This is a genomic window from Nostoc sp. 106C, from assembly GCF_002154725.1.
Lineage (GTDB): Bacteria > Cyanobacteriota > Cyanobacteriia > Cyanobacteriales > Nostocaceae > Aulosira.
In genome coordinates this window covers 57,206-79,876 of record NZ_MTAW01000145.1, presented here as the reverse complement: position 1 = coordinate 79,876, position 22,671 = coordinate 57,206, and the positions used below count along the sequence as shown (strand labels likewise).

The following is a 22,671-nucleotide window of genomic DNA, read 5'->3' as shown; positions in this document are numbered from 1 at the left end:
AACAGGCGATCGCTTTGCTATGTAGTAATGACAGCTTGTTATAGAGTATGAAAGGCGATATTTAACGACAGCCTAAAAAGCAGCTACGCATTTAACATCATCAAACAGGGTATGACAAACGCAACTTTCTCCAACGGTTATGCATTACTTATTGGCGTAGGCGCAGATTTAGCTGTCACAGTCAAAGATGCAACAGCCTTAAGAGATGTACTGATTGACCCGAATCGCGCCGCTTATCCACCCGCACAGGTGACGCTGCTAACCGAAACCGCAGCAACTCGGCAAAATATCCTCGCAGCTTTTGACCAAATCATCACTCAAGTACATCAAAATCCCGATGCAACTGTCATAATTTATTACTCTGGTCATGGTGGACGCATCAAGCGCACCAATGAATACTTCCTTGTACCGTATGGTTACGACCCCAGCCAACGTGCAAATACTGCTATATCAGGTTTAGAATTTACTCAAAAAATTGAAGCAATTACAGCTCGTAAGCTGGTAGTTTTATTAGATTGCTGTCATGCTGGTGGCGTTCCGGCTTTGAAGGAACCAGGGGAAGTGTTTGTCAAATCACCTTTACCGCCAGAATTGTTGGATGTGCTGGGAACAGGAAGCGGTAGAGTTGTGGTTGCTTCCTCACGAGAAGATGAATATTCTTACACGGGTCAACCTTATAGTGCTTTTACCGATTGCTTGTTAGAAGCCTTGCAAGGAAAAGCCGCATTTAATAAGGATGGCTATGCTCGGATTCTGGATATTTTAGTGTACTTATTTGACCAAGTACCGAAAAGAGCTTCGGGGCCACAGCATCCGTTTGTGAATAAAGTACTGGATTTGGGTGATAATTTCCCGCTTTGTTACTACGCTGGTGGGAGTAAATTTTTACCTAGTGAAGTTGCAACTAGACCAACTATCCCAATTCCTTTGGGTTTAACGGCTGGACAACGCAGGCGATCGCAGCAGAAATTACATACACTACAAGCAGAATGGAATATCCGTACTGAGAAAGTAAAGCAGATGCGGCAAGCTTTAGCAATTGAGGCTGGAACAGCAATTAAGTTTCAATTAGAACAGCAGCTACTTAATGAAGAGACAAAACTGGCTCATCTTGGTGATGAGCTGGATCGGCTTGAGTCGGGATTGCAATGATGAGCACTGAAATATTTAGATACAGCTAATCAGTGTCGATTTATACGATTTCCAGTTTTTAGAATGGTTATACTCGTTTCTAGGTTCTACCTGGGAATTACGAAGTGGCAAAGCCACTTCTTTTTATGTCAATGGTAGCCTAAAAAATAATTAAAAACAAAATACAAAAATTTCACCATAAATTTATTTAAATTTCAGCTTTTATCTGCTGTAGCTGAAAAATAGTACTAGGGGATATAGCAGTCCTATTTCATTTGTGAAAAAACAAACTACATTTGTAGATCCTTCTTTCCTTTTCCCTATTCCTGTTCCCTAGCTCAACGAGTAATTTCACAACTCCTACACGGATTACTATAGCAAGATTGTTAAGAGTTGCTCTTAGTCATTCAGTGCATCTCGCCATTTATCTCGATTCTCCCTGCTTTCTCCATCATAAAGCGAGCGCGTTTGTTGCCAAGTTCCCCAACATAGAGCTGTTTGTCTTTCAAGATGGTTGATAAACTGCATGATTGGCTGATCTGCTTTGATAGGAGTTTTCAAATTAAACTGCATTTTCTCGAAAAGCTTCGCATCACCTTTGAAAAAACTTTGACCTAAAATATTAGCTAGCCATAGCACAATTCGATTGCATAACCAACCAAGAATTCCCTGACGCTTTTTCATCATTAATAGGGTATGCCCTTCTGTCTTTCCTTCTGCTATGAGGCGGAGGGTAAACATAATGTGCAAATGGAGAAAATCGGGGCCAAATGTTACCATGCTAGTGCTGCCATACCAATAACAAACACTATAAGTAACAGCATTTTTGTAGAAACGACGTATGAGCTTGATTAAAAAAGAACTTTCTCTACCTCTGGTAGTGTTGTTAAAGGTAATAGCATTTTGATTCAGTTCTTGTTTTTCAAAGCTAATTTCTAATGGCAATCTGTGAACTGTATTGAAATGTTGGGTATCGATAGCATTAATAATTACTACATTGGGATGGCAGTTAGTTACAAAATGAGAAACAAGAGCGACATTACACTCTTTTTGCTCTAACTCTGGGACAAAGGGCAGAGGTTGTAGTGGAATTTCCCCAGTCCAAACCCAAATTATCCCGTATTTCTCTGCGGTGGGCCAAGCTTTTAACTTTACAGGCAGTGGCTCATCTAAACAGGGAATATCAACACAAAATCCTTCACGATCAAATTTCCATTGATGGAAAAAACAGCGCAGTTCATTACCCTCAACTTTACCTTCACCAAGATGAGCGCCCATATGTGGACAGTAGGCATCAATAGTAACAGCTTTTCTATCTTTACCTCGATAAATTACTAGATCCCTGCCTAATAAAGTGATAGGCTTGACTTCACCTAACCGCAGATTATCAGATGGGATTGCCCAATACCAACCCTCGATAAAACGCTCTGGATTATTGAAAGTTTTAGGCTTACGGTTTGAGCTAACATTCTGCGAGTTAAAGTTCATTTTTAGGGTTTCACTGAAAGTGAAGGCTTCATTATATAGTTCATATTCAGCAGCCCTAAAAATGTAATGAGAGTTACTTCTAAGATTTTCGTACAAAATGAATTGATAATCTTTATTTGCTTGCTGACTATTTTTTTACATTCTGGATACCCTAATTTAAGGTTTAGCAATGATGGAATGTTTATTCTGAGGCTATTTGAAAAAAAATCTGAATGAACTTTGCGAAAAGTCTGTATCAGTTTTTTCTTATAAATTTCGGTAATACTATTTTAATGTGAGAAGTTTTTTATAAACATAATTATTGCGTCGCAGTAATGAATTGCGTACACCAGGACGAATGAAATCTCTACTTTTTTGTGTATTTTAGTGAACCAATACTGTAGGCGGCTGATGTCAGCGAGTCATAGAATGTTGCCCGAAGGGTGGTTCAAGATTTTTTAACGCAAAGGCATGTAGAATCCCACAAGGTGGCTTCCCGCAGGTAGACACCAAGTATTCTCAAACTAGTATCAAAAACGAAGCCCAACACCAAAAACCTTATGATTGTTGAGTTTTAGCACCCTGCGAGAAGCTGCTAGCCTGTGGTAACAACCAAAGACGAAGCATTTAAGGAAGTCTAAGTTCAACCAAATCTACAATTATTGTTTCTTCCCCTGAGTGGCATAAGAACGATTACTTGCCGAAATTGCTCGCTCAAGAGAAGTTTGAGAATATGCGATCGCGTTGTCACAAGTTTTCAGGTGGTACTTTTCTTTTGATAAATAAAGCGCGATAAATTGGTTCACCCTTATTCTGAGTAGCTATTTCCCTTTCTGTAGAGACAGGTAGCGGGTTTTCTGCCAGCCACTCTTCTGCACTAAGTTTCTGAAAAGCTGGATTTTGGGCAAAGATATCGCGCATTTCTAAAGCTAAAAATTCTATATCTGATTGCAAAAATACAACACCACCAACAGCAAGATAATTTGCTAAGTCTGACACTAATTCTGGTTGCACTATTCGCCGTTTAGCATGGCGAGTTTTAAACCAAGGATCGGGAAATTGAATGGTGACGCGCTGTAAAGTACCTGTGGGCAGAGAAGATAAAAGTGTTTTTAGCGATATATTTACATTACAAAATAAATAGTGGAGGTTTGTTAAACCTAAATCCGCACACAAATGATTTGCTTCTACCACAAGGGGTTCTCGAATTTCCAAACCGAGAAAATTCCAGTTGGGTTCTATCTGAGCCATATTTAACAAAAACCGTCCTTTAGCACAACCAATATCTAGATGTAGTGGTTGGTGAGGCTGGGTATACAATTTATCCCAATCCAGGGAATTAACTGGTGTTTGATACTTTTGGGCAAGCGGATTAACATGTTGACGTACTCGCACAGCAGCCAAAATAGACTCTCCTTGACGTAAAAATATCAAATAACAAGAAATAACTAGGTTGCACCCACCTTGTTGAGAGATGAGGGTAAATAATATATTAACTTAAATGATAATTCAAAGGAAAATAAAAAGTTGATTCTAGATTGAGAAACCTAAACTCAGAATGAATTCATGGGAAATTCAAAGGCTCAACTAATTATTTTGCACCAAATTTTTGCTCAATTATTAAGTCTATATATCAACATATATCCCAATCTATAATTTGCGATTATGCCGATTTTTATCAAAAATATCTATGCAGTCTTTTCTGATTCTGCATACTATATAAAACCGCTTTAGGCAAACAGGGTATGTCGAACAGGATAGCTGCTAAATTTTTAAGATAGATATAATATTGCGAACCTCGACCTTTAATATGTACGAATGTTAAGCACAAGCAATCCTACGCAGGGTTACAAAGCAAGGGTTATACTCTTTGGAAAAGACTTGTTTTAACCCTACTTTTAAAAGTATCCTGAAATCAATGGCTCTAAATTTTCGTTTTGCCATAGTTAGTGATTTACACATCGCACTTCCTCACACCATCTGGAATCACCCCAGCCGTTTTCATTTGGTTGAGGTAAGCATCCCAGCTTTTGAAAGTGTATTAGAACATTTAGCACAACTCGATTTAGATTTCCTTTTAATTCCAGGAGACTTAACCCAGCACGGTGAACCAGATAACCACACTTGGTTGCAACAACGTTTAGCAAAGTTACCTTTTCCCGTCTATGTTGTCCCTGGCAATCATGATGTTCCTGTGTTGATGGCAGATCAGCAATCTATTGCCTTTGTCGATTTTCCTTACTATTACCGCAAGTTTGGTTATGAAAATCCACAGCAACTTTACTATAGTAGTCAGTTAATGCCTGGAGTCCGGCTGATTGGACTAAATTCCAACTCTTTTAATGACCAAGGTCAGCAGATAGGGCGTTTGGATAGCGAACAGTTAAGGTGGTTAGAAGAGGTGCTAGCAGCAGCCAAAAATGAATTGGTGTTGGTCATGGTGCATCACAATGTTGTTGAACATCTGCCCAATCAATCGTGTCATCCAATGGCGAATCGCTATATGTTGGAAAATTCAGGGGAACTAGTGCAGTTGCTCCAGCGCTACGGAGTTAATTTAGTGTTTACGGGGCATTTGCACGTTCAGGATGTTGCTTGTGCGGAAGGGGTATACGATATTACGACTGGTTCTTTAGTCAGTTATCCTCACCCTTATCGAGTTTTAGAGTATCATCGCGATAACTACGGCAGGCAATGGTTGCAAATTTTATCTCATCGTGTAGAGTCAGTACCCGATTTTCCCAATTTGCAACAGTTATCCAGACAATGGATGGGCGATCGCTCTTTTCCCTTCTTGATGAAGTTGCTCACTCTACCCCCCTTAAACTTACCAACTGACCAGGCAGAAGAACTAGCACCTAGTTTGCGCGATTTCTGGGCAACTATTGCCGATGGAGATGCTTTATTAGACTTTCCTGAGTTTCCTCGCAAAGTGCGCCGCTACATTCAAAAATATAGTGCGATCGCCACTGGTGGCACTCCAACTCTAATTGATAACAACAGCAGTATTCTGCTGAAGAAGGGGTGATGATAGGAGCAGGGGGGACAAGGGAGAAATAACTAATAATTCTTGACTCTTGACCCTTGACTCATAACTAATGACTATTACCCTATCTTCTCATCCTCAAGATCTAATGCCCGGCAAATCCCAAATACTGAGGTGTAACCGTGTAAAAAAGTACTACCAGCAACAGGACCAATTTCGCCGTTACAGAAAAAACCACCTACAGGAATATCTTTGATATAGCGCCTAAATAGCTCAGAATCAAAATTGGGTTTGCCGTATAGTCCTTCCCCACGTCCCACACAGGTAAACATTAAAGCAGCTGCGGCAGCGCCTTCACTAGCTCGTTGGGTTTGATACTGCTGTAGGAGAAATTCTAGATCCTCTGCGGAGGCTTCGGCATCGCGGAGGTGGAATTGGAGACGTTGTCCGGGACGAACGCGATCGCCAATAGCGATCGCTCCTGCGGAGGGATCTACCCCAAGGATACCCCGAATTAAGAAGTCTCCTTGCTGCAAAGAAGGCTTAAACCCATCCATTGCTACCCCAACAAACAGAGAATGTTGTGCTAGTATCCGCTCTTTTTCGGTGAGATTGGCAATCACTTCGCGCAATACCATTAACGGGACTTGCTCATCTAGTTCCAAAATAATGTTGCGTTCGGCTTTCGTTACTTGTAATGGTTGACCAATCGGTCGGCATCCTTGAGCCACGATTGTTTCTAGTACAATGTTGCCAGTTAAAGCCAATCCTACTGTCCCTTCTCGATACAGGCGATCGTTACAAAATAGAGCCATGCGACCACTCATAGCTCCAGCACTAGCCTGTCCTCCCACCGTTACCGAGCCAGGATAAGCAAAATCTAACCCCTGTAATAGATCGTTAATTCCAGAAGAAAATGAACCACACAGCAAAATGAACTGCGGGGTTGGCGATGGTGGTACACCAATCAAATCAATCCAAGCATCTGGTGAGCTATCCAAGTCAGGCAATTCTTCAGCAATCACATGAAAGACTTGAAGATCCACCCCAGGCAAATGTGCCAAAGTCAAACTTAGAGATGCTTCTGCTTCTAGTTCTTGGGTTTGTCCCTCGGCGGTGGTGCCAATCACACCACCACCACTACAGCCAATTAACACAGGTACTGAAAGTTTCTCAGCCAGCAAAGGTAACAGCCGCGAATACTCGCTAGCAAAAGCAGACGAAATGAATACCAGCCCCAGATCTGCCGGTGCGTTTAACGATGAGACAGCCCGTTCTACTACATCTGTAATAGCTGCTTCTAAAGAAGGACGGGTTGACAGGGCATTTGCCCACTGCATTTGATCTGCCATGAGTTTTAGGCTTCTTTCTCTCTTTGGGCTGTTCTTTTGACTTTTGCTCCTGGGTAGAATTGCATCCGATAAGAGTTGATGCTAACTTTATTTCTCTGACTTCAGTGGCCTATCCATTCCAGGAAGCTAGGGTTGTTATTCCCTACTAGATTTATTAAATATATTGTATGATTATACTTTCGTACTACTGGCCCTACAAAATCTTAAAAGATAAATATAAATGTAGTATATATGCCATCGTTTATTGTATTAGTTATGGATCATCAGACTAAAACACTAACTTAACAGCTAAGTGGTTAGAATGGTGAACGATAGAACAAAAAACCGTCATTTTTGAGATTTTTCTATACTGGTATTAACACCACACAACGAGACTAAATCTATGAGCGACATCCAAGAAAAAATCCAAGACGAAGTTGAACAAGCTCGTGCTGTCTGTGACGTTTCAGGTAGCAACTCTGCTGAATGTGCTGCGGCTTGGGATGCAGTTGAAGAATTGCAAGCTGAAGCTTCCCATCAGCGCCAAAGTAAGCCAAAAAATTCCTTAGAAAAATACTGTGATGACAATCCAGAAGCAGTTGAGTGTCGAGTTTACGAAGACTAAAAATTAAATTGACTAATTTTATTTTTGTCTGACGGACGGGCAAGCAACCAGGACATATTTACTGATATCTTGCAGCTTTAACAACTCCGATCTCTATTTACTCAGCTTCTTTTAAGATTGAGGAAACTCATTTATTTATCTGAGGTTGAGGAAGTTTAGAGGAAATCTTTGAGGCTTATTAGAGATTCTTGGGAGTTTAGATGACATCTAGCATTAGGGTAAGTTGCAAAACTCACCCTCAGTTTGTTGTCTGTTAGTGCAAGATATTAAGTAAATAAGCTTTGAGTTGCTTGTTTTTTTTGCAAATTACACATCTAAGTACCCTATTATGTAGCAATAAATGCTGTAGTCAGGGCACAGATATTTTTTAGTCTAACAAAGTGTTTTAAGTGTAGTCGAAATTTCCGTAAATAGGTATAAAAAGATCTAGCCTTAGCTATTACCTAAATTCTTTGTTTTAATTAAACTGTTAGCTATCATATAACAGCTATTAGCTGGCTAATAACTGTTAATTATCTCAATTAAGGATAGTTGTTCTTAGTTAGATTGCTGAATTTATAGTTTGGTAAAACTATGGAAAATGATGTTTGGTTTCGCCCGTTTGTATGGCTTGACTATAGACTAGCACTGATATTTATGGTGATTATTCCCCTAATTCTGCTGATTTGGGCGTTTGTGCAAAGAGCAGAAGGAATACAACGCTTATTAACTATTTACTGGCGAGTATCCAGTTTGCTGGTCATTACCATTTACTTGATGATTGGTGGGTTTGGGGTAAGTTTTCTCTCTGGATTGATTGGTCGGATCTTGATCCCCGTTTCCTTGTGGTTCTGGGTGGATCTAAATGATGAAATTGAGTATCAAGCTACCGGACCGCTAAAACTAATTTTTACCTCTTGGCGTTGGGCTATGACGATTTATGGGATTTTAGGCACCATAGCCTTTATACCTTTTTTGGGTTGTGCTTTTTCTCCCACTGCACTCAAGTCTTCCTATTGTCGAGTCTGGTTAGAAGCTCCGTTGCTATTTAAAGAATATTTTCATGCCAATAGCAAACCTGCATTTCTAGGCTTTCTTGGCATTATGAGCTTAGTGATTTACGTACTTTATTTAAGCTACTTTGTCTTAATTAAGCTAGGTAAGCAGGGACGTTCAGCTACACAACAGTAATCCTCGCTGTGCTTAAATTGAAAGTCTCCTACGGTCGTCTAGAAGATTCAAACTTCCAAAAATGAATTCTATTGGTAAGCAACTGGAACAATACACTACCAAACGACCCCAAGAAGTTTTATTAGTCAAGGTGGAAGTTGGTAGTGAAGAAGACACAATTGCCATATTCAAGGGCTTTTCTAGTTCGCTTATGCGCCCAACCGCATTTGATCCAGATATACCTGTGCTGCCAGATGAGGCTAAAATTCTCAGCATTGACCGAGTAGCTACTCCTTACAATCCGGAAGCACCTCGTTATATCCAACAAGAACTATTGTGGGAAGACATGCAAGCTCTATTATCAGAAGTAGGAGTTTAATTATTCTTTTAACTTTTAGCTATTCCCAATGTCCCGTTCTGGCTACACTCTTCCCGTTTTTGCCTGTGCTTCTGCCATTGCAGCTTTACATTGGTTGCGTCATCGTCAACCTTTAACAGTAGTCTCGGTAGATTTGCTCGAACCAGCCCAAATCGCTGAAATCCCAATTGAACAGGTCGCAGGATTATCTGAGAACATGGCTTTAGCAATTACCCGCAGCGATCCTGGTGATAATCTCGATTTAACTAAAAATACACCGATTTGGGCATTGGTGGAATGGCAGGAGGGAGAGGGAGAAGCGGTAATTATTCAAGGGGGAGAAGGGATCGGTAAGCAGGAGAATGGTGAAGGCAAAGCGGCTATTTACGCTTATGCTCAAAGGCTATTGCAAGAGAACTTGCAGCGATCGCTAGCACCAAAAGAAAGAATTACTGTCACAATTATTTTACCTTCCGGGCGATCGCTTGCTGTTCGTACTTCTAATGCCGCTTTTGGTGTGGTTGAAGGGCTTTCTCTGTTGGGAACCACAGGAATTTCTCAACCGTTAAGTACACCAGAGCAACTGACAGCTTTCCGCGCTGATTTACAACGCAAAGCCAGTCAATTTGACAGCTTGGTATTTTGTATTGGTGAGAATGGCTTAGATTTAGCGCGAAAAATCGGTATTAATCCCGAACAGTTGGTAAAAACTGCTAACTGGCTAGGGCCAATGTTAGTCGAAGCTGATGTTCTGGGTGTTAAAGAAATCTTATTATTTGGGTATCATGGAAAACTCATGAAATTGGCAGGGGGAATTTTTCATACCCATCATCACCTTGCTGATGGACGTCGGGAGATTCTTACCACTTACTGTAGTTTAGCTGGATTAAAGCAGTCAGATATACAAGCAATTTTTGACAGCCCCACTGCTGAAGCTGCACTCACATACTTACGATCGCTAGATGCTAGAACAGGCAGTGATTGGGTAAATAAAGTTTATAGTGCGATCGCCAAAGCTATTGATGACCGTTCCCAAAAATACATTCAAAGCCATAGCAAAAATGGCACGTCTGCTATAGTTTGTGGCTCAATTCTTTTTGACCGCGATCGCAAAATTATCATGAAGAGCAAAACTGCTTGTATGTTGTCCGGAAAATTATGTTAACTTAATATGAATAATCATAAATAATCCAAATAAATAACTTTTTCAGTAGCGCAACTAGGGTAATTTTGTCTTTTTAATACCATGCCAAATTCATAGGCTAAACAGACGCGTTAAACAAGCGCGTTAGTAGGAAATTTATTTACCATTATGAACCTAACTTAGGCAGAGATAATGGTAACACTTAGACCACAGAGCGACGATTTATCCTAACAGACACAATCTCACCATCATGAATACAGCGGTGACTCTACTAACTGAACAAGCACCCCAAGCAAATGAAAATTGGGGACAGCTCAATCGCCAAATAATTGTGATCTTGGACTTTGGTTCTCAGTATTCCGAACTAATTGCCCGTCGCATCCGCGAGACACAAGTATACTCAGAAGTCCTGTCCTATCGTACGACAGCTGAACATTTACGGCAACTTAATCCTAAAGGAATTATCCTCTCTGGTGGTCCAAGTTCAGTTTATGGGGATAGCGCTCCCCATTGTGACCCAGAAATTTGGAATTTGGGAGTTCCCATTTTGGGTGTGTGCTATGGTATGCAACTGATGGTGAACCAGCTTGGTGGGGAAGTAGCAAAGGCCGATCGCGGTGAGTATGGTAAAGCATCATTATATATAGATGATCCCACAGACTTGCTAACGAACGTCGAAGATGGTACGACGATGTGGATGAGTCATGGAGACTCCGTCACTAAAATGCCACCTGGGTTTGAATTACTAGCACACACAGAAAATACACCTTGTGCGGCGATCGCCGATCACGAGAAAAAACTTTATGGTGTACAGTTCCATCCAGAAGTAGTACATTCCCTTGGCGGCTTGGCATTAATCCGCAACTTTGTTTACCATATCTGCGACTGCGAACCCACTTGGACAACAGCAGCTTTTGTCGAAGAATCAGTTCGGGAAATTCGCGCCAGAGTCGGTGATAAGCGAGTGTTGTTAGCGCTTTCTGGCGGAGTAGATTCTTCTACTCTTGCTTTCTTATTACATAAAGCCATCGGCGATCAGCTAACTTGTGTGTTTATCGATCAAGGCTTTATGCGTAAATATGAGCCAGAGCGATTGGTAAAGCTATTCCAAGAGCAGTTTCATATTCCGGTAGAGTATGTAAATGCCCGCGATCGCTTCCTAGCTAAAATTGCTGGTGTAACAGATCCTGAAGAAAAGCGTCGTCGCATTGGTCACGAATTCATTAGTGTATTTGAAGAAACATCTAAACGCCTCGGTCACTTTGATTATTTAGCCCAAGGTACGCTATATCCAGATGTAATTGAATCTGCTGATACCAATGTCGATCCCCAAACTGGTGAACGAGTAGCGGTAAAAATCAAGAGTCATCATAATGTCGGCGGATTGCCAAAAGATTTGCGATTTAAATTAGTAGAACCATTGCGGAAACTTTTTAAAGATGAAGTCCGCAAAGTGGGACGTTCTATTGGGTTACCAGAAGAAATCGTTCAACGCCAACCTTTCCCCGGACCTGGTTTGGCAATTCGGATTTTAGGTGAAGTCACTGCTGACAGATTAAACATCCTACGCGATGCCGATTTGATTGTTCGCCAAGAAATTAACCAACGTGGTTTGTACCACGATGTTTGGCAAGCATTCGCTGTGTTGCTACCAATTCGCAGTGTTGGTGTGATGGGCGATCAACGTACCTACGCTTACCCCATTGTTTTGCGGATTGTCACCAGCGAAGATGGCATGACTGCTGACTGGGCGCGTGTACCTTACGATGTGTTGGAAGTAATTTCTAACCGGATTGTGAATGAGGTGAAAGGTGTGAATCGGGTGGTTTATGATATCACCTCAAAGCCGCCTGGAACCATCGAATGGGAATAATTAAGTTCTGAATAGACTGCTTGCAAAATCCCAAGAAGAATAAAAAAACCACAGATGCACACCGATGTTTATCTATGGTTCAATATCCAAACAATCGACTTATGCAAGAGGTCTCAATGAGAAATTACGAGTTATGAGTTTGAAGTCGCAAGCACTAAAAGCTCATAACTCTCTTTTATGATGAATTTTAGCTAAACTCAGCAATAAACTTTTTACAAAAATAGGAATAAGAATAAAAAACCACAGATAAACACTGATGGACACAGATAAATATCGGCGTTTATCTATCTTGAAAAATTTTGAGCGGAGCAAGCCTCGTAAGAGATTTTTCGCTGTGTTTATCTGGGGTTAGATATCCTAAAAATTAACTTATGCCAGAAGTCTAATGTGCATCAATGCTGCTTTCCAAAATTTTCCGCAACTGATAACTGAGAATTTAATTTTGCGGGAAACAACAATAAATGACGCGCCAGAAGTTTTTCAGATTTTTGCAGATGATGAAGTAACTAAGTATCATGACGTAGAAACCGCCATCAGTGTAAAGCAAGCCCAGTTTCTTATTCAGCGCCGTGCAGAACGCTTTCACAACCAAGAGGCTATTCGGTGGGGAATAGCGAGGAAAGAGGACAATGCGATCGTTGGTTCCTGTGGCTATAGCATTAGAAATCGCTTTCAGGCAGAAATTGGATATGAACTTGCTAGAGAGCATTGGAGAAAAGGTTTCATGACAGAGGCTCTAAGCGCTATTATCCAATGGGGTTTTGATCAATTGGATTTAAATCGAATTGAAGCATTGGTAATGCTAGATAATACTGCTTCTATGCAATTATTAAAAAAATTACAATTTGTCGAGGAAGGAGTGTTGAGAGAATATGGCTTTTGGAAAGGAAGATTTCATGATTTGAAGATATTCTCTTTATTAAAAAAAGATTATAGCTATCTGATTTGAGTGACGCTATTTTGAACCAGATTCAAAGGTAATTTTTTCAGACTGGTAGGCTGGTGGTTCTACATGAATGAGAATCCTTACAGGCCTGAAACTTTCTTCTAGTTGGCTTTCTACTTCTTCAGTGATGCGATGGGCAGTTTCTACATCTGCTGCATTTACGATTAAATGCATTTCAATAAAGACTTGACGGCCCAAAACTCCACGAGAAGCAATGTCATGACAGTTAATTACCCCAGGAACAGAAAGCGCGATCGCATGAATGGCTTCTGGTGCGATCGCCATTTCATCAACTAGCGAAGGCAAATTTTCTTTTAAAACTGACCAACCACTCCAAAATACCAATAAAGCAACTGGAAAAGCTAAAACTACATCCAGCCATTGATAACCTAGCCAAACGCCAATTAGTCCAGCTATTACAGTAATAGTTACCCAGACATCACTCATAGTATGAGTAGCATCAGCAATCAAAATTGGACTACCAACCCGCTTCCCGACACTACGTTCGTAAAAAGTTACAAAAATATTTACACCCAGCACAATTAGTAATAACCACAGTTCTGGCGCTGATATTGTGACAGATTGACCACCTTTAAGAATTCTTTCGATTGCTCCTTGAAGAATTTCAAAACAAGCTATTCCTAAAAATGCAGAAATTCCTAAAGCTCCCACAGCTTCAAATTTTTGGTGTCCATATGGATGTTCGCGATCGGGTTGTGGGGATGAAAACCTACTAGTAATCAATCCTAAAACATTGTTGGCACTATCTGTAACACTATGTAAAGCATCAGCTAGCAAGCTGAGAGAACCTGTTGAGTAACCCACTACTGCTTTCAATGCCATCACAAACAGGTTTAACAGTAGGGTGATAACTAGAACCTTGCGTACCACCGCGCGGTTATCGTAAGTCATAAATAATTTGTAACATCGAGTGATAGGGTTTGTAATTAAAACTCAAAACCCAAATAATATGTATCAAAATATTATCCTGTAAACAATACATCTCTCTAAAGAGTAAAATTTGTATATAAATTTATTGCGATTATTTATAAATAACAATCCTTTAAAGCTGGGTATTTATTAGAAATTTCGTTCTTGCTAGTAGGAGATTTTTAATATTAAATTTCTTCTATTTCTTTTAGAAAGGCATTAATAAATCCACAGTACTATCTATCCTTTTTTTGCCACATCTAGAGAAAACAATACTATCTCTACGCTCAACTTCAGACCCTATCAGAAATTGTAAATAGAGTTTTAGCAAGCATTGCATTTTAAGTTAGTTATTTAAATTTATTTGTTGCCAAAGTATATAAGTATGGCACTGCGATATTCTTCTTTAAATAAAAAATAAGTTTATGCCTCTTACCTTGCATTCGGTTAAGCGGCTAAGAATTTATTAAAAGTTGTACTTAAGCTTTACCAAAAAAACATAGTCTCTTTATATCTTCAAAATCATTACCTAATAGGATTTTAATATTACATGATACTTCAGTATATAGAACAGTAAGGTTCTGTAAGGCAGGTGGAAATCAAAAGCTTAATTCTTCACATCTCAGTGTTGATGACTAAAGAGTAATTGAACCGCTTCTTCTGTCAAAACAACTTATCTCAAGGAGAAATGCCTGTGGAAAATATGCCAATAAGGATTAATGCTGGTGGAGATACTTATACGGATCTCTCAGGCAATGTCTGGGCAAAGGATGCTAATTACAGTACTAGCAATACTTATGCGACAAACAAACCTATTAGTGGTAGCAGCGACCCACTACTATATCAAACAGAACGTTGGGGAAAACAATTTTCGTACAATATCCCCATATCCAGTGGTACTTACAAAGTAAATCTAGACTTTGCAGAGATTTTTTGGTCTAGTCCAGGGCAACGAGTTTTTGATGTCAATATTGAGGGTGCATCTGTCATCAAAAACCTAGATATCGTTGCTCAAGCTGGGGTAAATACGGCACTGAGAAAATCAGTAGACGTTCAGGTTACAGATGGGATACTCAATCTAGACTTTTTGGCTAGTGTAGACAATGCAAAAGTTTCCGATATTGAGGTTATTCCTAGCTCACAGCCAACACCACAAGCAACACCGATTCGTTTAGAAGCGGAAACTATGACGCTAACTAACTACGGCGTTGAGTCAAATACTACTGCTTCTGGTGGAAAGGTCGTTAGTCTTTCTGGTGCGGTTGCTGCAACAGGCACAGCCACGACTACGTTTAATGGTGCTGCTGGTACTTATAATGTCGTAGTTGGTTACTATGACGAGAACGACGGAGTTGGTAATTTTGCCGTAAATATTGGCGGTAAGCAGGTAGATGCATGGAATCTTGACCAGAATCTGGGCAGTAATGCAGCCACCACCCAGACTTTTGTGCGTCGAACTGTTGCGACTGGGCTAGCAATCAATGCTAAAGATGTAATTCAGATCGCAGGTACACAGAACCAGGGAGAGTACGCAAGGTTTGATTACATTGAATTTCTCTCTCCTAACCAAACAGACTCGACACCACCAACGGCAAGTTTATCTGCGACAAACATCACTACCAGTGGTGGTACAAGTCAAAACTTGACGGTGTCCTATGCCGATAATGTCGGAGTAAATGTATCTACTCTGAATTCTCAAGATATCGTAGTGACTGGACCCAATGGAGTTAAGCCTTCTGTAACATTGGTGGGTGTAAATACTAACACTAACGGTACACCGCGAACAGCAACCTACCAAATTGCTGCTCCTGGTGGTAGCTGGGACGCGGCTGATAACGGAACTTATACTGTGTCAGTACAGGCTAATCAAGTTAGCGACACCAGCAATAACTATCTCCAAAGCGGCACTTTAGGAACATTTACAGTCAACATTACTTCCGGGAATCCTTCAACAACTCCAGGTGTTTGGGATTCGGCTGCAAAAATGCCCATATCCTTAGGTGAAGTGAGTTCGGGAGTAATTAACGGCATAGTTTATGTTGTAGGTGAAGCTAATAATGCCACCCTTGCTTACAATGTGGCGACTGGAACCTGGAGTACTGTAGCTATTAGACCATTCGTAGGCAATCACCAAGCAGCCGAAGTTTTAAATGGAAAACTCTATCTACTAGGAGGGTTAGGTGGTGGTGCCGATGGCAAGGTACAAATCTACGATCCAGCCACTAACAAGTGGAGTTTAGGTGCTAATATGCCTTTTGCAGCAGGCTCTAGTTCATCTGCTGTAATTAATGGGGAAATATATGTAGCTGGTGGAATTATTGGTTCTTCTACGACTAATCAAGTAGCTAAATACAACCCGTCAACTAATACTTGGACGGTGTTAGCACCTATGAAACAGGGCCTTAACCACTCAGCATCAGGTACGGATGGCAGTAAGCTATATGTATTTGGTGGTCGTGATGGCGCGAATGTTGTAGCCAATGGCTTCAATACTGTGGAAATCTACGATCCTGCAACGAACACCTGGATATCTAGCCTGGATGCTGGCTCATCTCTCAAACCTCTGCCACAAGCACGAGGTGGGACAGGTAAAGCTGCTTATCTCAACGGTGAGTTTTATGTGATGGGTGGCGAAACTCAAAATGGTGGAGGTGCAACTAGCAATCATGTTTATGATCGCGTTGATATTTACAACCCACAAACCAATACTTGGCGAGTTGGTACACCTATGTCAACCGCTAGGCATGGCATTTTCCCTGTAGTCTATGGTGGGGAAATTTGGGTTGCAGGCGGTGGTTTAAAGTCAGGGTACGGAAATTCTAACGTTTTTGAGGTTTTTTAAAGCTAGTTCAGATTTGAAAAAAGGCGATCGCATCTGTTGCAATGAATGCAAAATATAATTCTGCATCAGGATGGCGATCGCCACAACAAACTAAAATTTGATAGTGCAGCGCCATCATCACTGGCGTGTACTGGTAAGATATCAAGAACAACTGGTAAGAGCAGCACCACATTGATCTTCTCTTACCAACCAACCTTTAATAGCTTTATATTCAACCAATGCCCATCCTCCCTGACAGCCTAATAATTTAACATTTGTATTAGGTGGGACTCGTACGATTACCTGGCTTTTCTGATTAGTTTTGGCATAAAGCTTCACACCTTTAGTACCATAGCCTCTTGTCGATAGACCTAACTTTGCCAAAGATACCCACCCAGTTCCTTTAAAACCACCACTAGCATTAGTAATCTTTGCCCAATTTGGCAAAAAACCAACAACCTGAACAGTATCATTAACAGGTACTTGCCCTAAAACTTTATTGTTGCTACTTGCTCCACTGCGCACATTTAAAGCTTGCGAAGCTGAGACATTCACGTAAGCATAAATATTACACTTTTCTGGATTTTTTGATTTTGCTAAGACCATTTGATTAGCTATGCCAGTATTGATAGCTACGCTAGTACATATAAGTGCTAATCCTGTAGCTAGCTTCAATGCTTGATTCTTCACTTTATTTGTCCTAATCTGCTTCGGTTTTAGGACACCAATAATAACACTGATGTCTTATTTATAGCTCACATCTTAACTGATCGAGTTAGAGCCTAATTTAAATGAGACTTTTAAAAGTAGATTGAATGTCTATAAATTTAAATTATATTAATAATATTTATGTTATTGGTAGGAATTACCATATAATATTCTACTTTTAGTAAATAAGTTTATGTTAAATTATATAGGGCTAATTCTAGACAAATGAAAAGTTTAGTCAATTTTTATTAATTACTATGAACCTCCTGCTACAGCCAATATCAAACAGTATAGGTCAACAAATTATTAGTATTGATAGTAATAGCATTTTCCAATTAGCTCAAGAAGAAATTATCAGCTTATTTAAATCATATGGAGTATTGCTTTTTAGAGGATTTGAAACGAATACCGAAATATTTACAGAGTTTAGCAACTTATTAAGTACTGATTTTATGGATTATTCAGGAGGAGCATTTAATAGAAGAATTATTAAGAATGATAAAACAGTTTTAAGCGTAAATGATTTTAATTTTGAGATTAAGCTGCATGGAGAAATGTATTATCAGAAAAACGTACCACTGATGTTGTGGTTTTTCTGTGCTAATCCAGCCGCAGAAAAAGGTGAAACAATAGTTTGTGATGGCAGGCAATTATTTAATGAGCTTAGTAATTCTACCAAAGAGTTATTCAGTAATAAGAAGCTCAAGTTTACTGTGCCTATGAATGAAGAAGCTTGGCAGCAAAAATACAAAATCGATAATCTAAATCAACTACAAGAAATATGTAGACATAATGATATTAAATTAACAATATACGAAGATAAATCAATACTTACTGAATACATCAGTCCGGCAATTATACCCAGCAGATGTAGAAAATATCGGGTTTTTATCAATAGCTTATTGCCAGCCAAGCAGTTATATTCAAACCTTATTAGATTTGAAGACGATTCAGAGATATCTGAGGAAGTTATGTCTGAAGTAAATGAAATTGCTGAGAGAATAACCACAGAGATTGCGTGGCAGAAAGGGGATATCTTGATGATTGATAATACAAGAGTACTTCATGGAAGAAGAGCTTTCTCAGATGAAAAACGAGAAATTTATATCAGGCTATGTGCCCCAGCTTTTGCTTTCTAAAGTGATACTATTTAGAACCATCCCAGAATAGCCGAAATATTTAGATAATTAGAAAATCGCTAGTTAGTCTGCTGCTATTTCAGGTAAAGAATATACTAACTGCGGTAGCATTTTGTTTTACTTACTTGCTTTTTCACTGTTATTGAAATATTACTAACATAGCCACAGCCGTAGATAGCAAAGTACGTTAGGAAATTTAAACCAGAAAAAACTGTTACATTTAACTGGTACAAATATTTACAAACTAGACTCTATAAGAAATTTTGAGATGCCAGCATTTGCTAACTAGGCTGACTAAGGAATTCTGAAAAGACAATTCTCGATCAAGATTGTGGGATATTGTTAAATAAGTTAGAGATTCGCCAAATAAATTTAAGAATGAAGCTGGCAGCACGAGTAAGTCAGGTAACACCCTCTTTAACCTTAGCGATCGCAGCTAAAGCTAAGGCAATGAAAGCAGAGGGTGTGGACGTTTGTAGTTTTAGCGCTGGAGAACCAGATTTTGATACCCCAGCGCATATCAAGGCAGCAGCAGCAAAAGCTTTGGATGAAGGCAAAACCAAATATGGCGCAGCCGCAGGAGAGCCAAAGTTAAGGGAAGCGATCGCCCGCAAGCTCAAAGCTGATAATGGTCTAGATTATAAAGCAGAAAATGTCATCGTCACTAACGGTGGAAAGCATTCTCTGTACAACTTGATCGTGGCCCTGATCGATACCGGAGATGAAGTAATTATCCCGGCTCCCTACTGGCTAAGTTACCCCGAAATGGTGACTTTGGTTGGTGGAGTCTCGGTGATTGTGCCTACAGATGCCTCAACTGGTTATAAAATTACTCCAGAACAACTCCGAAAATCGATTACGCCAAAAACCAAGCTATTTATCCTCAATTCGCCATCTAACCCTACGGGTATGGTATATACGCCAGCAGAAATTAAAGCACTGGCGGAAGTAGTAGTTGATGCAGATATCTTTGTTGTCTCTGACGAAATTTACGAGAAGATTCTCTACGATGGTGCAGAGCATATTAGCATTGGTTCTTTAGGGAAGGAAATTTTCGCCCGTACCTTGATTAGCAACGGGTTTGCTAAAGCTTACTCGATGACAGGGTGGCGTATTGGCTATTTGGCAGGGCCAGTGGAAATAATTAAAGCCACAAGTACTATTCAAGGGCATAGTACATCTAATGTGTGCACCTTTGCTCAATATGGTGCGATCGCGGCCTTGGAAAGTTCCCAAGACTGTGTAGAAGAAATGCGCCAGGCGTTCGCTAAACGGCGACAGGTAATGCTAGACAGACTCAACGCTATTCCAGGATTGAGTACTGCAAAACCTGATGGTGCTTTTTACCTTTTTCCTGACATCAGCAAAACAGGTCTAAAATCCTTAGAATTTTGTGATGCTCTTATAGAAGAACATCAAGTTGCAGTAATTCCTGGAATTGCCTTTGGTGCTGATGACAACATTCGTCTTTCCTACGCCACAGATATGGCAACTATTGAAAAGGGAATGGATAGATTGGAAAAGTTTGTCAGATCTAGGATTTAGTATTATTGGGCATTGGGCATGGGGCATTGGGGAGGCAGTGCGTTGGACGGGTTTCCAAGGCACTCTGTTGGGCGGGTTCCCCGACTTGTAGGAAGTGCCGTCGGCTTGTTCGCTGAAAGCGTTCCCGCAGGGTAGCAACTGCCGGCATTGAGTAAGATTAGTTATTTCTCCTCTGCTTCCTTGTCCCTCTCATCCCCCTCATCTCCCTTCCCTGCTCACATTAACCCCATCTCTTGCAAACCCTGACGAAGTCTTTTCGCTTCTTCAGGGTTATGTTCTTGGTGCAAGGCGATCGCATTTTTAAAAGCTGTTAAGCTAGCTTGGTGATTGCCAACTTTTAGCTGCACTACACCCAAATTTTGATAAGCTTCTGCATAGCTGGGGTTTAACTTGATTGCTTTTTGGTAACAAGCGATCGCATCTGTAAATAAACCCATAGCTTTCAATGTCATCCCAAGATTGTAATGTCCGGCAGCAAAATTCGGGTCAATTTTTAAAGTTGTTTGATAAGCTTTTTTGGAATTTTTTAAGTCTCCGGCTGCTTTAAGTAAGTTACCAAGATTGTTATATGCTCCTAACTTAAGAATGGGGTAAATAGGTAACTTAATTGCAGCTTGATAGTGGATGCTAGCCTGTTGAGGATTGTGTAACCTACTGTAGGCAATGCCTAAATGGTAATGGAGTTCATACAATATCTCGTAGTTTTCTTGACTAGTCCTAACTCCTCTTTTTAGCAGTTCTACCCCTTCCTTAATTTTCCCAGTTTCTACATATAAAGCTCCCAACTTACTACAAACATAAGGATCGTAAGGATGACTAGCAATAAACTGTTCCATTGCTGCTTGGGCTTTAGCATATTTATTACCTTGAGCGATCGCAGTTTTTTGGTAACCTTTGTGCAGAATTGCTACTCCTTGTAAGTAGCCGATCTGCCAGTGAGGTTCTTTCTTTAAAATCTCCGATATGCTGTCATCAACTAAAGCATGGTAAGGGCGGGAAAACCGAATTTCTGGGTGATGGCGAAAAAGTCTGGAAACCAAAGAATATGGGGACTGTTCTGCACCTACCTCATGCCGAATTAAATTAATCAGTAGGTATTCTTCACTTTGGATAGCAGAACGAATCTGTGGCACAATTTCTGGCTTTAATGTCTCATCTGCATCTAACACCAAAATCCAATCACCTGTGACATATTTTAGAGCTTCATTACGAGCCGTACTGAAGTTATTATTCCATTGGAAGTGATGGACTTTTGCGCCATGTGCTGTAGCGATTTCTGGAGTGCGATCGCTCGAACCTGTATCTAAAACGACAATTTCATCTACTACATTTTTCACACTGCTGAGACATTTAGGCAGTGTCGCTGCTTCATTTTTCACAATCATGCACAGGCTCAAATTCATAGTTCCAGCAGTCTAATGATTTTAGAATTCTGACATATCTTCCTATCAACTGTGTAATTTTGAGCGCCTATTTGTAACTAATTGTGAAGATAATCAATAAACCAAATTTTAAGAGAAAAAACTATTTTCTTCTTTGTGTCTTAGTGTCTTAGTGGTTCACAAAGCATTTACGAACTCCTAGGAGAATACTAACTATTACTCTAGTGAACCTGCGATCGCTTGGTTAATCTAGGTGAATGCAGAAACCCAAACTGCGGAAATTGGCAACTACCCATAGACACTGTGTTAAATAAGGATAATTTACTGATGGATAAAGCCATCAGGCATAATTGTTCCCGTCATAAATGTTTCACTCATATCTGTGGCATTGAGATTCGCCCCAGTCAAGTTTGCCTCGCTCAGGTTTGCTTCGCTTAAGTCAGCCCCACTTAAATCTGCCCATTGCAAATTTGCTTTCCACATCCTCACTCCACCCATTTTTGCCCCACTCAAATTCGCACCCTGCAAATTTGCTGCGCTGAGTGATGCCATGTGCAAACTAGCATCACACAAGTCTGCATCATTTAAACACGCACCGCTAAGATCTGATTCATTGAGGTTGGCAGTTGTCAGCGCCGCTTGGCGTAAGTCAGCTCCACTTAGGATGACTTCAGATAAATTCGCTCTATGTAGTTTTGCACCTCTAAGATTTGCTTGACTCAAATTAGCCCCACTTAAGGATGCACCTGTGAGGTTAGCTCCTTGGAGGTTAACTCTACCAAAATCTACACCACCTAAATTAGCTCCCCGCAGATCTGCTTCTGGCAGTTCTAAACCGTTAAAGCTTCTTTCTCCTGCTGCATACCTAGTTAGAAGTTCTTTCACATCCATGATTTTTTAGTTCGTAGTAATTTAGTAGTAATACTTAATTTCTTCGTCATAACCATTTCAGTTTCAACAACATAGCAAAGCTAAAACACGCAGCGTTAATGTGTGGTTTCACAAAGAATTGGTATTACAATTCAGGATTATTTAAGTAAAGCAAATGTAAGATTAATTAACTATCTTGACGAGCTACTAACTTAATTAGAGATTCAAAGAAGGCAGACAATTTCGTAGAAAAAGGTTAATAGAAA

20 protein-coding genes are annotated in these 22,671 nt (G+C 40.2%); 11 read left to right on the top strand and 9 right to left on the bottom strand.

Going from position 1 to position 22,671, the window contains the following annotated elements; translation table 11 throughout:
• The first annotated feature begins 111 nt into the window (after positions 1 to 111).
• Positions 112 to 1,152 (top strand): caspase family protein, encoded by a 1,041-nt coding sequence (locus tag BV375_RS22435; protein WP_086764381.1) that lies wholly within the window; start codon positions 112 to 114, stop codon positions 1,150 to 1,152.
• 378 nt (positions 1,153 to 1,530) lie between these two features.
• On the opposite strand, the gene BV375_RS22430 is transcribed toward BV375_RS22435, so the two are convergent.
• A complete protein-coding gene (locus BV375_RS22430) occupies positions 1,531 to 2,619 on the bottom strand; it encodes an aromatic ring-hydroxylating dioxygenase subunit alpha (RefSeq protein WP_086764378.1) in 1,089 nt (362 codons plus the stop codon).
• Positions 2,620 to 3,345: 726 nt separating this feature from the next.
• Positions 3,346 to 4,002 carry a tRNA (guanosine(46)-N7)-methyltransferase TrmB gene (gene trmB, locus BV375_RS22425; protein WP_086764545.1) on the bottom strand — a complete coding sequence of 219 codons (657 nt, stop codon included), beginning with the start codon at positions 4,000 to 4,002 and terminating at the stop codon, positions 3,346 to 3,348.
• A gap of 514 nt (positions 4,003 to 4,516) precedes the next feature.
• Here trmB and BV375_RS22420 point away from each other — a divergent pair.
• Positions 4,517 to 5,626 (top strand): metallophosphoesterase, encoded by a 1,110-nt coding sequence (locus tag BV375_RS22420; RefSeq protein ID WP_086764376.1) that lies wholly within the window; start codon positions 4,517 to 4,519, stop codon positions 5,624 to 5,626.
• 77 nt (positions 5,627 to 5,703) lie between these two features.
• Here the strand turns inward: BV375_RS22420 and BV375_RS22415 are convergent, their stop codons facing one another.
• On the bottom strand, positions 5,704 to 6,936 hold the full coding sequence (locus BV375_RS22415; RefSeq protein ID WP_086764373.1) for an FIST N-terminal domain-containing protein: 1,233 nt from the start codon (positions 6,934 to 6,936) through the stop codon (positions 5,704 to 5,706).
• Positions 6,937 to 7,318: 382 nt separating this feature from the next.
• On the opposite strand from BV375_RS22415, the gene BV375_RS22410 reads away from it, so the two are divergent.
• From BV375_RS22410 to BV375_RS22385, 6 genes are all read left to right on the top strand, one after another.
• Positions 7,319 to 7,540, top strand: a complete 222-nt coding sequence (locus tag BV375_RS22410; protein WP_086689390.1) for a Calvin cycle protein CP12 — start codon at positions 7,319 to 7,321, stop codon at positions 7,538 to 7,540.
• A gap of 573 nt (positions 7,541 to 8,113) precedes the next feature.
• Positions 8,114 to 8,710: a DUF3177 family protein gene (locus tag BV375_RS22405; RefSeq protein WP_086764370.1), complete on the top strand. Its 597-nt coding sequence runs from the start codon at positions 8,114 to 8,116 to the stop codon at positions 8,708 to 8,710.
• A gap of 61 nt (positions 8,711 to 8,771) precedes the next feature.
• Positions 8,772 to 9,068: a hypothetical protein gene (locus BV375_RS22400; RefSeq protein ID WP_086764367.1), complete on the top strand. Its 297-nt coding sequence runs from the start codon at positions 8,772 to 8,774 to the stop codon at positions 9,066 to 9,068.
• A gap of 28 nt (positions 9,069 to 9,096) precedes the next feature.
• Entirely contained in the window at positions 9,097 to 10,212 is a 1,116-nt protein-coding gene (gene cbiD / locus BV375_RS22395; RefSeq protein WP_086764364.1) for a cobalt-precorrin-5B (C(1))-methyltransferase CbiD, read from the top strand.
• Positions 10,213 to 10,441: 229 nt separating this feature from the next.
• Complete coding sequence (guaA, locus tag BV375_RS22390) at positions 10,442 to 12,064, top strand: glutamine-hydrolyzing GMP synthase (protein ID WP_086764363.1); 1,623 nt, start codon at positions 10,442 to 10,444, stop codon at positions 12,062 to 12,064.
• 385 nt (positions 12,065 to 12,449) lie between these two features.
• Positions 12,450 to 13,013: a GNAT family protein gene (locus BV375_RS22385; protein WP_086764360.1), complete on the top strand. Its 564-nt coding sequence runs from the start codon at positions 12,450 to 12,452 to the stop codon at positions 13,011 to 13,013.
• Positions 13,014 to 13,019: 6 nt separating this feature from the next.
• On the opposite strand, the gene BV375_RS22380 is transcribed toward BV375_RS22385, so the two are convergent.
• Complete coding sequence (locus BV375_RS22380; RefSeq protein WP_086764357.1) at positions 13,020 to 13,922, bottom strand: cation diffusion facilitator family transporter; 903 nt, start codon at positions 13,920 to 13,922, stop codon at positions 13,020 to 13,022.
• Between the two features lie 706 nt (positions 13,923 to 14,628).
• Here BV375_RS22380 and BV375_RS22375 point away from each other — a divergent pair.
• Positions 14,629 to 16,782 (top strand): malectin domain-containing carbohydrate-binding protein, encoded by a 2,154-nt coding sequence (locus tag BV375_RS22375; protein ID WP_086764355.1) that lies wholly within the window; start codon positions 14,629 to 14,631, stop codon positions 16,780 to 16,782.
• A gap of 7 nt (positions 16,783 to 16,789) precedes the next feature.
• Here the strand turns inward: BV375_RS22375 and BV375_RS37100 are convergent, their stop codons facing one another.
• Positions 16,790 to 16,927 carry a hypothetical protein gene (locus BV375_RS37100; RefSeq protein ID WP_166507504.1) on the bottom strand — a complete coding sequence of 46 codons (138 nt, stop codon included), beginning with the start codon at positions 16,925 to 16,927 and terminating at the stop codon, positions 16,790 to 16,792.
• Positions 16,924 to 17,451 (bottom strand): SH3 domain-containing protein, encoded by a 528-nt coding sequence (locus tag BV375_RS22370; protein ID WP_243714012.1) that lies wholly within the window; start codon positions 17,449 to 17,451, stop codon positions 16,924 to 16,926. The genes BV375_RS37100 and BV375_RS22370 overlap by 4 nt, the downstream gene beginning before the upstream one ends.
• A gap of 275 nt (positions 17,452 to 17,726) precedes the next feature.
• Here BV375_RS22370 and BV375_RS22365 point away from each other — a divergent pair, with 275 nt between their 5' ends.
• Both BV375_RS22365 and BV375_RS22360 read left to right on the top strand, forming a co-directional pair.
• Entirely contained in the window at positions 17,727 to 18,608 is an 882-nt protein-coding gene (locus BV375_RS22365; protein WP_086764352.1) for a TauD/TfdA family dioxygenase, read from the top strand.
• Positions 18,609 to 18,986: 378 nt separating this feature from the next.
• A complete protein-coding gene (locus BV375_RS22360) occupies positions 18,987 to 20,153 on the top strand; it encodes a pyridoxal phosphate-dependent aminotransferase (RefSeq protein ID WP_086764349.1) in 1,167 nt (388 codons plus the stop codon).
• Here BV375_RS22360 and BV375_RS37735 read toward each other — a convergent pair.
• The 3 genes from BV375_RS37735 to BV375_RS22350 form a co-directional block, all read right to left on the bottom strand.
• Positions 20,143 to 20,301 (bottom strand): hypothetical protein, encoded by a 159-nt coding sequence (locus BV375_RS37735; RefSeq protein WP_208099168.1) that lies wholly within the window; start codon positions 20,299 to 20,301, stop codon positions 20,143 to 20,145. The two genes, BV375_RS22360 and BV375_RS37735, sit on opposite strands and share 11 nt — an antisense overlap.
• 67 nt (positions 20,302 to 20,368) lie before the next feature.
• Positions 20,369 to 21,556, bottom strand: coding sequence for a glycosyltransferase (locus BV375_RS22355; protein WP_086764345.1), 1,188 nt, complete (start codon positions 21,554 to 21,556; stop codon positions 20,369 to 20,371).
• A 300-nt stretch (positions 21,557 to 21,856) separates the two neighbouring features.
• Entirely contained in the window at positions 21,857 to 22,426 is a 570-nt protein-coding gene (locus BV375_RS22350; protein ID WP_086764342.1) for a pentapeptide repeat-containing protein, read from the bottom strand.
• Between the last annotated feature and the right edge of the window lie 245 nt (positions 22,427 to 22,671).